At 30.8% G+C, this 15214-nt stretch carries 7 protein-coding genes and 1 CRISPR repeat array; of the genes, 1 reads left to right on the forward strand and 6 read right to left on the reverse strand.

What is annotated here, in order from left to right; translation table 11 throughout:
* Positions 1–1184: 1184 nt before the first annotated feature.
* Positions 1185–1925, forward strand: coding sequence for a hypothetical protein (locus FLB_RS05135; protein ID WP_064714902.1), 741 nt, complete (start codon positions 1185–1187; stop codon positions 1923–1925).
* A gap of 387 nt (positions 1926–2312) precedes the next feature.
* Here FLB_RS05135 and FLB_RS05140 read toward each other — a convergent pair whose 3' ends face one another.
* The 6 genes from FLB_RS05140 to FLB_RS14545 form a co-directional block, all read right to left on the reverse strand.
* Positions 2313–2735 carry a T9SS type A sorting domain-containing protein gene (locus tag FLB_RS05140; RefSeq protein WP_064714903.1) on the reverse strand — a complete coding sequence of 141 codons (423 nt, stop codon included), beginning with the start codon at positions 2733–2735 and terminating at the stop codon, positions 2313–2315.
* A 445-nt stretch (positions 2736–3180) separates the two neighbouring features.
* A complete protein-coding gene (locus FLB_RS05145; RefSeq protein ID WP_064714904.1) occupies positions 3181–3357 on the reverse strand; it encodes a histone H1 in 177 nt (58 codons plus the stop codon).
* Between the two features lie 370 nt (positions 3358–3727).
* Positions 3728–9230: a CRISPR direct-repeat array (repeat unit 46 nt; unit sequence GTTGTGAATTGCTTTCAAAATTGTATTTTTACTTATGATTCCCAAC).
* A 113-nt stretch (positions 9231–9343) separates the two neighbouring features.
* Positions 9344–9691 carry a CRISPR-associated endonuclease Cas2 gene (gene cas2 / locus FLB_RS05150; protein WP_064714905.1) on the reverse strand — a complete coding sequence of 116 codons (348 nt, stop codon included), beginning with the start codon at positions 9689–9691 and terminating at the stop codon, positions 9344–9346.
* The gene (gene cas1, locus FLB_RS05155; RefSeq protein ID WP_064714906.1) at positions 9684–10580 is read right to left on the reverse strand and encodes a type II CRISPR-associated endonuclease Cas1; all 897 of its coding nucleotides are present in this window, start codon (positions 10578–10580) and stop codon (positions 9684–9686) included. Before cas1 ends, cas2 begins: the two co-directional genes overlap by 8 nt.
* A gap of 2 nt (positions 10581–10582) precedes the next feature.
* Complete coding sequence (gene cas9 / locus FLB_RS05160) at positions 10583–14404, reverse strand: type II CRISPR RNA-guided endonuclease Cas9 (protein ID WP_064714907.1); 3822 nt, start codon at positions 14402–14404, stop codon at positions 10583–10585.
* 709 nt (positions 14405–15113) lie between these two features.
* The coding region (locus FLB_RS14545) for a helix-turn-helix domain-containing protein (protein ID WP_410503412.1) at positions 15114–15214 on the reverse strand (101 nt) is incomplete at its 5' end.

The following is a 15214-nucleotide window of genomic DNA, read 5'->3' on the forward strand; positions in this document are numbered from 1 at the left end:
GTTTAAAGTTTAAGGTGGTTTAAAGGTTTAAATTGTTTAAAGTTTAAAGTTGTTTAAAGTTTAAAGTTTAAAGTTTAAGGTGGTTTAAAGGTTTAAATTGTTTAAAGTTTAAAGTTTAAGATGGTTTAAAGTTTAAAGTTGTTTAAAGTTTAAAGTTTAAGATGGTTTAAAGTTTAAAGTTGTTTAAAGTTTAAAGTTTAAGATGGTTTAAAGTTTAAAGTTGTTTAAAGTTTAAGGTGGTTTAAAGGTTTAAATTGTTTAAAGTTTAAAGTTTAAGGTGGTTTAAAGTTTAAATTGTTTAAAGTTTAAAGTTGTTTAAAGTTTAAAGTTGTTTAAAGTTTAAGGTGGTTTAAAGTTTAAGGTGGTTTAAAGTTTAAGGTTGTTTAAAGTTTAAGGTGGTTTAAAGGTTTACTTTCATGAGAAGGTAGAAGTGAGATGCGTTCAGTAGGTTTAAATGGTTTAAGGTTTAAGGGGGTTTAAATTGTTTAAAGTTGTTTAAGGTTTAAGGTTGTTTAAAGGTTTACTTTCGTGAGAAGGTAGAAGTGAGATGCGTTCAGTAGGTTTAAATGGTTTAAGGTTTAAGGGGGTTTAAATTGTTTAAAGTTGTTTAAGGTTTAAGGTTGTTTAAAGGTTTACTTTCGTGAGAAGGTAGAAGTGAGATGCGTTCAGTAGGTTTAAATGGTTTAAGGTTTAAGGGGGTTTAAATTGTTTAAAGTTGTTTAAGGTTTAAGGTTGTTTAAAGGTTTACTTTCGTGAGAAGGTAGAAGTGAGATGCGTTCAGTAGGTTTAAATGGTTTAAGGTTTAAGGTGGTTTAAAGGTTTATTGTTGAATCAGGTGATTGTTGAATCTTACATTCCAAATTCCTGAATTCCAAAATCCTGAATTCCAAATCCCAATACCCAATTCCTAAATCTTAAATCCTAATTGTTTAATTTTTAAACTGTTGTAAACGACATGAGTCATGAGGTATTTAAGATGTTACATGAACTCGAATTGTTTTTTTTGCTATGAATAACGTAAAGAACATACAAACTCAAAAACTACAAAAAAACTATATTTGGTATGTTTTTTTGTAGCCAAGCAACTTTAAAATTCACAATTTCAATATTTAGAGCAATATTTTTTTCTTATTCTCTTCAAATTAATTTAACTCAAACAAATTAAAAAAAATTAAAGTGTAATTATGGACGATAAAGTAAACCCAACAAAACGGTTTTTCCTTAATTTAAAAGACACTATAAAACAATGGTTTTATAATGATGAACCTATAAATAACAATCTTTCTCTTGATGAATTACTAAAATCTTTTATTGTTATTATTCCTATTCATGGTAATCTGTATTTATGCCATTATTATTTAAATTTTGGTATTTCATATTTTTTATATTTTAACCCTATTGATTTTGTATATGTTTTTTATTCTAACAATATAAAACTGTTAACATTCTCTATTTTGATTGGCTTTTTGTTTATTCAATTAGTATTAAATTTCAAGACCACACAATTATTAAAAATAAAGCCAAATATTCTCCTATCTGGTTTGTTCCTATTTACAGTCTTACTTTCTTATTTGTTAACTACAAAGCTGACAGATTTTTATATATTACTTATATCGAGTTTCTTACTTTTTGGAGTTGCTATTATGCAAAAACAAAGTCGAATAACTTACTATGCGTTAATTTTCTTGTACTTTGCCTACACGATCAAGCTAGCATATCTAGAAGCTGCTATTGTTAAAAAAAATAAACCTAATTTTACAATTGTCCTAAACGATAAAACCTATGCCTTACAACAAGATACTACTATAAATCACAAAGACTATTTTATTGGCAGGGTTACAGATTATATTTTTGTGTATAACGATTCTATCAAAAGCGTTAGAGTCGTTCCTATTAGTGAAGTAAAAGAAATCCAATTCCATTGAATCAATAAATATCTTCCTCTTTATCCTTACTTGTTGAATCGTTTAATTGTTGTGAGGTATTAGCTTTAAATGGTTTAAAGTTTAAAGTTGTTTAAAAGTTTAATCGTTGAATTGTTGTGAGGTATAGGTTGTGGTGGGTTAAGATTGTTTATAGTTAAGTGTTTCTTCATGGGCATACTGTCATGAAGCTTGTGGATAAATTGGGAGAATTTAAAATTTGAAAATGTGAGAAGTGAATAGTAATCTCAAATTTATAAAAACCTAATGACTAAAATCTAATACCTAAATCATAAATACCAACAACAAAACTTTGAAAGGAAATTAAAAAGGATAGGAAGTTTTTATATCTTATACCATCTAACTCCAATAAAATTGTGTTACCTCGCACTACTTCTTTACAATTTTGATTGTTTTGTTATCACCATTACTATAGGTAAAGACTATAAAATAATGACCGCTTGGATATCCCTGAAATCTCATCGTAAGCCAATTACTAATACGCATAAAGGTTACCATAGCGTTACCTCCCGATGATAGCAATTGAATCTGCTCTACTTTTTTGTCCTCCTCTATTTTCCATGTAAGATATAATTCTTGAGAGACCGGATTAGTATAGAACGAGATTTTATCTATTACTTGCAAATCCTCCTGTTTTAGTTCATTAAAAGGTTTTATGTTTTTAGCCGAGCAACTTATACAAATCTGCCCCAAGACTCGATTACCAGCTGAATCATTATTAAAATCAGTTATATTTTGAGCCGTAATAACTAGTGGAACTAGAAAAAGTGAAAGAAAAAAGTTTTTTATCATATTATGTTTATTCAATTAGGTAGGCCATCAGGGTAGTTTTACTAGCTTAATTTTAAAATTTACTTTTTGATTTTTTTCAAAAAAATTACACTAACATCAAGGTCATTTAAGTTAGCTTGTTACTGTTTTATTTACAGAACAATCTTTTCCTAATATTTGAAAGTAAAACAAGAAAAGGATATTTAGTACGTATAAGTAATAACTGTAATACATAACCGAATATTCGCCATAATCAAATCATTATTCAGAAGACGAGAGAAATGAGATGTAGTTTAAATGGTTTAAAATTTAAGGTGGTTTAAAGGTTTAATTTAGTGAGAAGGCAGAAGCAGAAGTCAGATGTAGGTTTAAATTGTTTAAGGGGGGTTAAAGGTTGAATCGTTGATGCATTGAAGCTTGAAAAAATGGGGTGTAAAACCCCATTTTTAGGTTCCATTAAAAATAATTATTTCTTAGATTCTTCAATAGAAACTTTTCTGAATTCTTTTACTAATTTTTCTATTACTAAGCTTGATTTGCGAGCTCTAGCTCCAGCTGCTTTTACTCCTTTTTCAACAAGTGCCTCTGATTCTGTTTTGAAGTTTTCCATTTCAGCGTTAATTCTTGCTACTAAATCTTTCATAATACTATTCTCGTTTTAAATTTTTAAGTTACAAAAATATGAGAATCCTTATATTAATCCAATTAGTTTATTTTAACTAAGCATTAATTCTATATAGCAGTTAAGCATCGTAGCAATAAATGATAAAAGAAAAACCAAGCCGTCACAACGCCAAATACTATTTTACTTCTTACTAATGAATCCTGTTAAAAAATTAGTAATTTACTTGTGGTTTCCAACAGACATGTCGTGACCTGTCCGCTCACGTTAGTATTGCATCATTATAACATTTTTGATATACATTTTAAAGGTATTCGATGGTTATCAGTGCAAAATTGTATTTTTACTTATGATTCCCAACCGACACCAATAGACTTACAAACTGATTGTAGTTGTGAATTGCTTTCAAAATTGTATTTTTACTTATGATTCCCAACGCCATCAACATATTGATCTTTTATTGGTAGTTGTGAATTGCTTTCAAAATTGTATTTTTACTTATGATTCCCAACCAATAATGGCGAAGCCACAACCTCTAGAGGTTGTGAATTGCTTTCAAAATTGTATTTTTACTTATGATTCCCAACGCTTCGCTTTTCGTCCACAAGGTATAAAGGTTGTGAATTGCTTTCAAAATTGTATTTTTACTTATGATTCCCAACTATATCTTTTTCAATGACCGATACCGGCAAGTTGTGAATTGCTTTCAAAATTGTATTTTTACTTATGATTCCCAACGCTCTAGATTTGATTTAAACCATCAATACGTTGTGAATTGCTTTCAAAATTGTATTTTTACTTATGATTCCCAACTCATGGTTCTCGCTCCATTTCTAACCTCTGGTTGTGAATTGCTTTCAAAATTGTATTTTTACTTATGATTCCCAACATTGAATACTATAAAATCACAATCCTTGTGTTGTGAATTGCTTTCAAAATTGTATTTTTACTTATGATTCCCAACAAATCTGCTTCCTCAATTAATGAATTCAGGTTGTGAATTGCTTTCAAAATTGTATTTTTACTTATGATTCCCAACTGGAGCCGATCTAATAATTGATGCACTTCAGTTGTGAATTGCTTTCAAAATTGTATTTTTACTTATGATTCCCAACGAAGGGCCAAGTGGAAATAAATATACAATTGTTGTGAATTGCTTTCAAAATTGTATTTTTACTTATGATTCCCAACCGTATCTTTTAACCCTTCTTTTGCGTGTGGGTTGTGAATTGCTTTCAAAATTGTATTTTTACTTATGATTCCCAACAAAAACAGTTGAAGAAGCTATCACATTCAGGTTGTGAATTGCTTTCAAAATTGTATTTTTACTTATGATTCCCAACAGACGCTAAGAAAACCCAAACCAAAACGGGGTTGTGAATTGCTTTCAAAATTGTATTTTTACTTATGATTCCCAACCTCTAGCTTGGTCAAATTGGCTCTCTACTAGTTGTGAATTGCTTTCAAAATTGTATTTTTACTTATGATTCCCAACGGTGGATTACCAAAAACACTAGCTCGACAGTTGTGAATTGCTTTCAAAATTGTATTTTTACTTATGATTCCCAACAAGGATTCTTTATGGATGAAGACGAAGAGGGTTGTGAATTGCTTTCAAAATTGTATTTTTACTTATGATTCCCAACTTTTATGTAGTTCATCATATCATGTGGAAGGTTGTGAATTGCTTTCAAAATTGTATTTTTACTTATGATTCCCAACTAAAACTATTTTCATGTTATCATGATCTTGGTTGTGAATTGCTTTCAAAATTGTATTTTTACTTATGATTCCCAACAGTACAAAAGTTTTATAACAAAACCACACTGTTGTGAATTGCTTTCAAAATTGTATTTTTACTTATGATTCCCAACTGGAACTGTTGAACCTTTTACCCTTTACAGTTGTGAATTGCTTTCAAAATTGTATTTTTACTTATGATTCCCAACTAAACAATAATCCATTCTTTGTTTTGCTTAGTTGTGAATTGCTTTCAAAATTGTATTTTTACTTATGATTCCCAACAAATAAAAGCCAATAAGGATAGAATGGCTGGTTGTGAATTGCTTTCAAAATTGTATTTTTACTTATGATTCCCAACAAACAGCTTATAACAATCGCTACATTTCAGGTTGTGAATTGCTTTCAAAATTGTATTTTTACTTATGATTCCCAACTTCATAACCTATAGAATTTAATCGTTCTACGTTGTGAATTGCTTTCAAAATTGTATTTTTACTTATGATTCCCAACTCAAGTAATTGTTTTGGTAAAACGATTTGGTTGTGAATTGCTTTCAAAATTGTATTTTTACTTATGATTCCCAACAAAAAACAAAAGGTATATGAAACACGGAATGTTGTGAATTGCTTTCAAAATTGTATTTTTACTTATGATTCCCAACCTGGAACCGAGTTGGCCACATCCATCCAACGTTGTGAATTGCTTTCAAAATTGTATTTTTACTTATGATTCCCAACAGCAGGCAAAAGCTTACTATCAGATACCGAGTTGTGAATTGCTTTCAAAATTGTATTTTTACTTATGATTCCCAACCTGGAACCGAGTTGGCCACATCCATCCAACGTTGTGAATTGCTTTCAAAATTGTATTTTTACTTATGATTCCCAACTCGATAGAAAACACAATGTATGCGGTGGAAGTTGTGAATTGCTTTCAAAATTGTATTTTTACTTATGATTCCCAACTTGTAACGCTTGATTTAAATCATCGTCAGTGTTGTGAATTGCTTTCAAAATTGTATTTTTACTTATGATTCCCAACTCATCTGTAGTGATATATTCTTTTACTGAGGTTGTGAATTGCTTTCAAAATTGTATTTTTACTTATGATTCCCAACACTCAATTATAGTTTTAAGTCCTCCTATAGTTGTGAATTGCTTTCAAAATTGTATTTTTACTTATGATTCCCAACCTGTGTGGCATTAATCATCATTTTGCCATTGTTGTGAATTGCTTTCAAAATTGTATTTTTACTTATGATTCCCAACTTCTGCCATCAACGACCTTGGAGCCAATGGGTTGTGAATTGCTTTCAAAATTGTATTTTTACTTATGATTCCCAACTTAAAAACATTAAGCCGTTTGTTACGGGTAGTTGTGAATTGCTTTCAAAATTGTATTTTTACTTATGATTCCCAACTTACTTAATTCGCATTAACGACACTACCGGGTTGTGAATTGCTTTCAAAATTGTATTTTTACTTATGATTCCCAACTCTTGCTGGGTGATTCCTTTTTGTTTTCTTGTTGTGAATTGCTTTCAAAATTGTATTTTTACTTATGATTCCCAACAGTTTTGATGCGTTGAAAGCGATTGTGATGGTTGTGAATTGCTTTCAAAATTGTATTTTTACTTATGATTCCCAACGGTTTGAATGATTTGAAAACTAAATACCAAGTTGTGAATTGCTTTCAAAATTGTATTTTTACTTATGATTCCCAACCCTGGTCCTTGTGGCAAAAGAAATCTACCAGTTGTGAATTGCTTTCAAAATTGTATTTTTACTTATGATTCCCAACCAATTCCGAAATCAATCGCAATTGTTCGTCGTTGTGAATTGCTTTCAAAATTGTATTTTTACTTATGATTCCCAACATGAATTGCCTCCAGAACTAAGACCAGTTTGTTGTGAATTGCTTTCAAAATTGTATTTTTACTTATGATTCCCAACATGCTTTCTTGCCATTACCTCCTTCGTCGGTTGTGAATTGCTTTCAAAATTGTATTTTTACTTATGATTCCCAACTTGAGTTGGTTATAATAATAAGTCTCTACTGTTGTGAATTGCTTTCAAAATTGTATTTTTACTTATGATTCCCAACTTATTGTCTTTAGGGTTGAATGTGGATGAGTTGTGAATTGCTTTCAAAATTGTATTTTTACTTATGATTCCCAACAAACAATTTATAAATCAAGCCTAATGCCTAGTTGTGAATTGCTTTCAAAATTGTATTTTTACTTATGATTCCCAACTGCTTCATCTGCCGAAGTAACTTCTCTCTTGTTGTGAATTGCTTTCAAAATTGTATTTTTACTTATGATTCCCAACTTCTATGAAAATAAATTGTTTCGCGGTCTGTTGTGAATTGCTTTCAAAATTGTATTTTTACTTATGATTCCCAACTTTATTGGTTTTAACATTTAACTCAATTGAGTTGTGAATTGCTTTCAAAATTGTATTTTTACTTATGATTCCCAACACAATAGTAAACGGCAGTTATGTTGTATCGTTGTGAATTGCTTTCAAAATTGTATTTTTACTTATGATTCCCAACTTTATTATTGGTTCTACCATAAAGTTACGGTTGTGAATTGCTTTCAAAATTGTATTTTTACTTATGATTCCCAACGGCATGGTGGGATACAACTGTAAGCAATGAGTTGTGAATTGCTTTCAAAATTGTATTTTTACTTATGATTCCCAACAACTACTATGCAAACAAACAAGAAGAAAAAGTTGTGAATTGCTTTCAAAATTGTATTTTTACTTATGATTCCCAACAAGCTACGATAGGAGCAGGAGCGTTTGCCAGTTGTGAATTGCTTTCAAAATTGTATTTTTACTTATGATTCCCAACGAGCCTACGATGAGGAAACTTATACACTCTGTTGTGAATTGCTTTCAAAATTGTATTTTTACTTATGATTCCCAACTGAGGGACTAATAAATAACGAAATACCTATAGTTGTGAATTGCTTTCAAAATTGTATTTTTACTTATGATTCCCAACGGCATGGTGGGATACCACTGTAAGCAACGAGTTGTGAATTGCTTTCAAAATTGTATTTTTACTTATGATTCCCAACTTTTTAAATAATACGCCGTGCGAGTACGAGTTGTGAATTGCTTTCAAAATTGTATTTTTACTTATGATTCCCAACGATACGACTTACCAGCCTACGCGCCTTATGGTTGTGAATTGCTTTCAAAATTGTATTTTTACTTATGATTCCCAACTAACGAGCTTATCGGTAATATCGCAATGACGTTGTGAATTGCTTTCAAAATTGTATTTTTACTTATGATTCCCAACCGAGCATTACCGCGAGATTACGCGCCGTAAGTTGTGAATTGCTTTCAAAATTGTATTTTTACTTATGATTCCCAACTTAATGTTATACCTCCATTGTCATCGGCAGGTTGTGAATTGCTTTCAAAATTGTATTTTTACTTATGATTCCCAACAAATAGACATAATATTTTCTTACGTTCTAAGTTGTGAATTGCTTTCAAAATTGTATTTTTACTTATGATTCCCAACGAGCGGTTGTACTTTCGGTAAGGTCGTTATGTTGTGAATTGCTTTCAAAATTGTATTTTTACTTATGATTCCCAACAAATTCAGATGTTGTGGCAGCACCATATCCGTTGTGAATTGCTTTCAAAATTGTATTTTTACTTATGATTCCCAACTTACTAGCTATTAAGGAAGATGAACATCTAGTTGTGAATTGCTTTCAAAATTGTATTTTTACTTATGATTCCCAACATCTTCAATCTTTTGAATGTTTAATTTTACGTTGTGAATTGCTTTCAAAATTGTATTTTTACTTATGATTCCCAACCAATTCAAAAACGTTTCTCTATTTCAAGAGGTTGTGAATTGCTTTCAAAATTGTATTTTTACTTATGATTCCCAACTAACTCTATCGCCTGAGGCAGTATTTTACCGTTGTGAATTGCTTTCAAAATTGTATTTTTACTTATGATTCCCAACCGAGAATGCTTTGAAGCTATTAACGAGCGGGTTGTGAATTGCTTTCAAAATTGTATTTTTACTTATGATTCCCAACAAGGAAATTAGATTTGTAAAAGGCAGATTAGTTGTGAATTGCTTTCAAAATTGTATTTTTACTTATGATTCCCAACATACATCGATTTAATCAACTGGTATGTTGGTAGTTATAAGTTATTTTTAAAACCAAAAAAAGTATTATTTTTGTACTAAGCTTCAAAAGCATATCCTTTTTTTAAATCCTAGTTTAAAAAAGTTCTAATTGCTGCGATGGTTTTTCAGGCTCTACTGGTTTCTTCCCATAAAAAAGTTCCATCATTCCAAATTGTTTGTCTGTGATTTGCATCACACCAATTTTTCCGTGTTCAGGCAAACTGTTTTTGATTCTTTTGGTGTGTACTTCCGCATTTTCTCGACTGGCACAAAATCGCATGTAAATTGAAAATTGAAACATAGAAAAGCCATCGTCTAATAGCCGCTTTCGGAACAAGCCAGCTATTTTACGTTCTTTTTTTGTTTCAGTGGGCAGATCAAAAAATACTAATATCCACAAACTTCTATATTGGTTTAAGCGCGTGTAATGTTCGTCATACATAAACAGGATATAAAATTTTCCTTGCTGTTCCTTCAAAACATTCGTGTAAGGAATGTGTCGTTCTGCTCATTGCCACCATCAGCGGACTGTTCTTTCCGTCTATAAATACATTAATAGTGGCAATACTTAACAATTGTTTTTTGATTTCGATAGTCAGTTCCTCATACGAATCTTCGGTTTCCATAATGTGGCAAACAATTAAGTCCACATAAGGTCGATAGGGTTCCATAATATCATCAGCCAAGCAATAGGCATTGTATTTATTCCGGTGGAAGATTCCTAAAGTGGGCAACATTCCAGAACTTACCAAGGCTCGTGCAGTAATCGCTCTCAAAATAGCATAGCCATAGTTGAGTAAGTTATTGGGTGGTACTCCTTTTTGTCCTCTTGTAAAATTTTCGACTTTGATCAGATTTTGCCAGTAAAAAACAGCAGCTCTAGATTCGTGATTACCTGCATCTCCTGAGGTGACTTCTTTTGCCCAAATTTCCATTTTTCGGCAAGGGATTCCTTTTTCTTTGAGTAATCCCGCTTGGTTTGAGATTTTGACGCTTATGGTTTGTTGCCATAAATTCTTTTTGAGTGGCACAGAAGCATTGATTTGGTTTTTAAAACGCTCTGTTTGCTCTGTATGCCCACTCAAAGGCATTAACAAACCTATAGGCAAGTGGTATTGGTCACAATTGATTAATGCCACATTGTTATGGGTTAGTTTTTCTAGCAAACCGTTGGTAATCGTGATTTGCTGGTTTTCTAAAACAATCACCCCAATATCTTCAATAGCTACCGTTTTGGTTTCTTGTTCCTTGTCGGGATAAGAAATGACTATTTGCTCATTTTTGGTGCTCAAATATGCGGGGCTACCGAAGAAAAGGGTACGTTTTATCATAACTAATATTCTCCTATTTTAGTAATCTCTCCTAAATGGTTTAATCTAACTTTTACAGGGTTTAAAGAAAATAAAGAACTCACACTTCTAATATTATAAAGTCTTTTACTTTCCTTAGCTCCTTCAGTTTTCTTTAAATCAGAATTTTTAGTTTCTAAATGATGCCTGAACCAATAGTTATTTTCAGAAACACTCCAAACCAAATACAAATATTTGCTTAATAAAGATTTATCATTATTTTCAATAGCTTCTTTAAATTCTTCTTGAGATAAACCCAGAACAAACATTTCATTTTGTTGCATACTGAATTTTAAATTGAGGTTATCTTCTGGTAAATTATTTAAAAAAGATTCAGGAAGTTCCTTATCTAATAATTGATTCCAAACATCAGATGATTTCTTAATAACTGCTGGAATATTATATTTTTTCCTTTCTACAGCGTGCCAAAATGTACAACTGTGTTGAACTGGTTTACTGTTTTTATCTTCATAAATAGCAATATGATGATTGTTTCCCGTTTTCACTAAAGTTATAACCTCATTACTTTCATTCAAGCGAAGCGGTACAACAGAATCTTTCAAACCTGTTTTTAATTTTATTGATAAAATCTTTATTCCTTTGTTTTCATTATACCATAATGGATACTCATCAAGATTTTTAAAGTTGTTTAATGCTTTTTTGACATTGTTTTTATAATCTTCACCATCGCTAAATCCGAAATTTAACCTATTTAAAACAATCTCTTTAACTTTACTATCAACTATACTGTCTAAAACTACTTTTATTTTGTCATCGACTTTTTCATTCCCATTTTTATCTTTTTTAACAGAATAAGATTCTTTTCCTGTAAAAATGTGGTCTTGTGCAGAAACTCCAACTTTGTATTTTTTTATAATATGTTTTTCTGCAATCCCACCTTTAGAGTATATAGTTCTGACTCCATAAAGTCCGGCTTCGTGCAATGCTCCTCTTGGAACAATTACGCCAGTATCTTTATTTTTTCCTGTTGCTTTAAACTTGGTAATTGTAGCTACTTTTTTACCTGCTTTAAAAGAAATCAAAATTTTATCAGCTTCTTTTTCTACATATTTTGTGTTGAATTTAATAGGTTTCTGTAAACGCAAATAATCATCTAATTTGGATAATCTTCCTTTGTGATTTTTTACTAATTCATTGCTATTTTCGAATTCTTTATCTTTATAATTTTCTCCCAAAAGTTTTTTTGCTTCATTAATTTCTTGTTGCATCAAATCTTTTGTCTCACTGGAATTTAAAGTATTTATTCGCTGAATAAAACCTTGTTTTGTACAGGCAATTACTAAAGCGTCAATGGCATGATGGCGATGGTCATCCCTTTTAGTCCAGTTTTCGATTTCCTCTTTCTGATGTTTTCTTTTACCGTGTTCGCTTGTCCATTCTTTGATGACCGTTTGTCTGAGTTCTTTGTATTTAGGCATTTGCAGATTCATCAAAATATCATCCCAGCCCCATAAATCACGAAGTTTTGCGGTAACTCCACCTTCTGTTGTAGTTACATTATTGCATACTTTTTGTAAAATTTCTTTTGATTTTCGAGAAATATATTGAGTATCCCGTAATTGTCTGTCGATGAAGTTTTCCCAAAGTTTCTTGTCGGTTTCTGTTTCTTTATTTAAACTTTTACGTTCCAGATATTCTTTATGTGAAACTTTTAATCTTTGCATTTTGCTATAAGAAATAATGCCCCTTTTGAACCAATCATCAACACGTGCTGAATATATCTGAACTTCTTCTTCCCCTTTACTAGCTATATAATCGTAAGCGGTTTGATTGGTTTTTGTAGAATTACATTTTCTATGGACTAAAACTTTGTTGGTTTGCGAATCGTCAAACAATAAAGATTTTGGTACAATATGGTCAACATCGTATGCATCACCGCTTAAAGCTTCTGTTAAATTAAATGTTTCTCCACAATAGATACATTGATTGTTTACTTGAGCATCTTTCAAACTTTTACTAAGCGATGGAAAAATGAATTTATATTTTTGAATGTACCGCTTGGTTACAGGCAGTCCCAATTCAGTTAATCGTTTACCAATTTCTTCATTGAGTTTTTTATTTTTGGAATTTTGTAAATCAGCATCATGTCGCTCGTCTTTACTTTGTTTAAGTTCCCGAGCAAGTTCAATTCTTATTTCAGATGGCTTTCCGTATTCTTCAAGGATCGCGTTGACCACATTAATCATCTGATTTAAAATCTTTTCGACAATTGGTTGTCTGAGACTATTTTTTGGAAGAAGTTCTAATTTGTCTAAAGTAACTTGTTGTTCTCTTTCATCTTTGGTCAAAGAATTAGAATGGTTATAACCAGCTAAAGTGCAGGATTGAGAATAATTGTAACCTTCCATTAGAAAAGGAAGAATTTTTCTCATTGATTTATTTGATTTATTTCCGAAAGCCTGTTTGTTAAAATCAAGATGAGATAACTTTTCTGCAATTTCATCATCAAAACCAAATCTTTTAATTAAAGCATTTTTACATTCATCTAAATCTTTTATAGAATAAATGGTATGCCATAATTGATATAATGGCTCCTTCTCGAGCGAAACATCAAGTTCTAGACCAGCTCTTTCTTCCAGAATTTCTCCAGTTTTTTTATCCACTAACATTGAAGTATGATTTGATGGAATGATAGACACATCAAACTTTAGAAGTTCATTATCTCCTAAAATACGATGAAGAGCAGAATATGTTTCATTTCCTTTTATGCCTTTAATAATTTGCTTATTTACATAAACATTTTCTTTTTTTAATTCTAAAATATCAAGAAGCTTATTGAAACTTAAAGTTTCATTTTTAAATAAATAATCGGCTAATGCCTCTTTTTCTTTTATATTTGGAATTTTCTCGCCCCATTTATATTTACTTCCTTCAGGATTTTTTATTTTTAAAGTAATTGTATTCACGACTTCCCAAATACGGCACAGTTGAAATAAAGGAGAAGTTTTAGGGGCAACTTTTGGTCCAACAAACACAACTTTGTTTTTGTCTTTTTCCTTGTCGAAAATAGTTTTCTCAAAGCCTTCAAATTCACAAATACTTACTAATCCTTTTTGAGACTTTAGTTTCCTTTGAAAATAAATTATTTCATTTCTTAATTGATGAACAACTTCGTCAGTAAGAAAATCGTGTTTGCTTTTTTGAGCATTAATGATTGTATCGAACTCTTCAATGTAAGCTTCTCGCGGATAAACTTCTTCTTTAGTTCTGAAATAAGAATTGGTCGTTTTTGCATTATGTAGTTCTTCATAAAAATACTGACCAATAGTCTGATTTCTATCTTTAAGCTGCGCATAACGTCCTTTCACTGCCAGAACATAATCCGTGTCTTTTTTATCGGCATTAGCTTCACTTCTGGCAGATTTATAACCTCTTTTTTGATTGAGCATATATAAAATACGTCCTAATTGCTCAGCAGAAATATTTTCATTAGGATTAACAGCATCACTTCTTAACTTCCACAAATCAAGCATTGGAAGTTTTAATAATTCTTCCGAAGGGAAAATATTATACTTATTTAATATTCTTCTTAAACTGTATTTAAAATCATCACTTTTTTTCAATTGTTTTCGGTCATAACCTTTTCTTTGGGTACGACTAACCGTTCTACTTTGGTTTTTTGTAATTGATAAACCTCGTTGAAATTCATCTTTATCATTTGATGATAAGGGAATAATTCTTGAACCCATCGCAATAATGCGAATAGGGAAATTGTTTTCGTCAACTTCTATCAACGCCCATCCAATACTATTTGTCCCCAAATCCAATCCTAATATTTTCTTCATTATTATATGTGTTTTTAATGATTTTTCTTGTTATCTAAAATAACCGTTTAAATTTAACAAAAAAAAAAATACTTATTTTACGGTTTTTATCATTTGAAAACAAAAACTTTTGTTGTATTATTGTAACACAATTTTGAAGCAATTCACAATAAGGATTATTCCGTTGTGAAAACATTTAAGGCGGGGGGACTCGCCTTTTTTTATTTGTTATTTTTAGCGGGATACGTGATTGTACTAAGACTATCATCAAGTAGATCTGAATCTGTACTTCTACATTGATTTTGTCAATTAAGGATCTATTGTCTGGTTTTAAAAAGGTATGTGTAAAAAGAATTTGATTTAATGGTAAATCTCCCTAGAATTGAAGAAAACACATTGTTATCAACAGGAGTAGTTAATTACAAAATAAACTAATTGAGTTTTTTAACTTATTTCTTATCTCTTCCCTTATTTTCCAACCGCCATTATTATAGTCTTTCCATGATTCATAAAATCTACCCCTTAGGTAAAGCCCCACTAACCAAATTACTATTGCTCCTATGATTTTATACCACTCCATTCCTCAAAAATAGACTGTATAAAAAATATTTCAGCATCCTAAAGAAGGTTACTCCTGAATTGACAACTTTTACTCCCGATTTGACAAGTGCTTAAAACAAAAAAAGATGCTTAGGCATCTTTTACAGTGGTATTTGATTTATGGCAAACGCTATTTATCAATTAATTTAAAAAAATCTGAAAGCTTCAAATTTCTAGCCTCACAAATTTTATTCAACGTATAAAGAGTTATTGTGTAGTTTTTATCGTTAA

It is taken from the genome of Flavobacterium succinicans, from assembly GCF_001662485.1.
GTDB lineage: Bacteria > Bacteroidota > Bacteroidia > Flavobacteriales > Flavobacteriaceae > Flavobacterium > Flavobacterium succinicans_A.

Excerpts from the sequence above, each read along its gene's own strand:
- FLB_RS05135 (WP_064714902.1), top strand. The coding sequence starts at position 1,185 with ATGGACGATAAAGTAAACCCAACAAAACGGTTTTTCCTTAATTTAAAA.
- FLB_RS05145 (WP_064714904.1), bottom strand. The coding sequence starts at position 3,357 with ATGAAAGATTTAGTAGCAAGAATTAACGCTGAAATGGAAAACTTCAAA.
- cas9 (WP_064714907.1), bottom strand. The coding sequence starts at position 14,404 with ATGAAGAAAATATTAGGATTGGATTTGGGGACAAATAGTATTGGATGG.
- cas2 (WP_064714905.1), bottom strand. The coding sequence starts at position 9,691 with ATGTATGACGAACATTACACGCGCTTAAACCAATATAGAAGTTTGTGG.
- cas1 (WP_064714906.1), bottom strand. The coding sequence starts at position 10,580 with ATGATAAAACGTACCCTTTTCTTCGGTAGCCCCGCATATTTGAGCACC.
- FLB_RS05140 (WP_064714903.1), bottom strand. The coding sequence starts at position 2,735 with ATGATAAAAAACTTTTTTCTTTCACTTTTTCTAGTTCCACTAGTTATT.